At 61.6% G+C, this 524-nt stretch carries 1 protein-coding gene and 1 pseudogene; both read right to left on the bottom strand.

Annotated elements, in window-relative coordinates:
- Nucleotides 1-170, bottom strand: a pseudogene (locus U1T56_RS24595) (o-succinylbenzoate--CoA ligase); the annotation flags it as partial.
- Between the two features lie 190 nt (nucleotides 171-360).
- The coding region (locus U1T56_RS24590; protein WP_418162095.1) for an enoyl-CoA hydratase-related protein at nucleotides 361-524 on the bottom strand (164 nt) is incomplete at its 5' end.

Here is a 524-nt window from a genome sequence, read left to right as displayed (position 1 = left end):
ATGGCGACGATGTCGCCTTCCCGAACGCCCGCTGCAGCGAGGCGGCGCGCCCATGACGCCGACGCTTCGTACAGTTCGGCAAACGTTTTCGCCCGCTCTCGATCACGAACAGCCGTCCGCTCCGGGGTTAAAAACGCCCGCTGCTTCAGCCAGTTTGGCATTGTGGTCATGCGTTCTCCTCCTTTCGGCCGTTTGGCGTGCCGGCCCATCGCACAAGGCGCCGCCGCTCCCGCCAAACAACACCCGCCGCTGTGGAAACGTCCTGTTCCGGGGGGGGAGGTTGTTCCTTCCTTATGTGCCCCGCTGGCAGCGAGATGCGAAAAAGCAGCTTGATGCAGCATCAAGCTGCTTGGTCCGTTCTCACGGGAAACGCGGGAACTGGCCGAAGTCCGGCTTCCGTTTTTCCTTGAACGCCCGCATTCCTTCTTTCGCCTCTTCCGTCGTATAGAATAGAAGCGTCGCATCGCCCGCAAGCTGCTGAATGCCGGCCAGGCCGTCGGAATCGGCGTTGAACGCCGCTTTTA

The organism is Benzoatithermus flavus (assembly GCF_037908215.1).
GTDB classification, from domain to species: Bacteria; Pseudomonadota; Alphaproteobacteria; order Geminicoccales; family Geminicoccaceae; genus Benzoatithermus; species Benzoatithermus flavus.
Note: the sequence above shows the minus strand (reverse complement) of the source record. Positions and strands in the feature narration are given on the sequence as shown.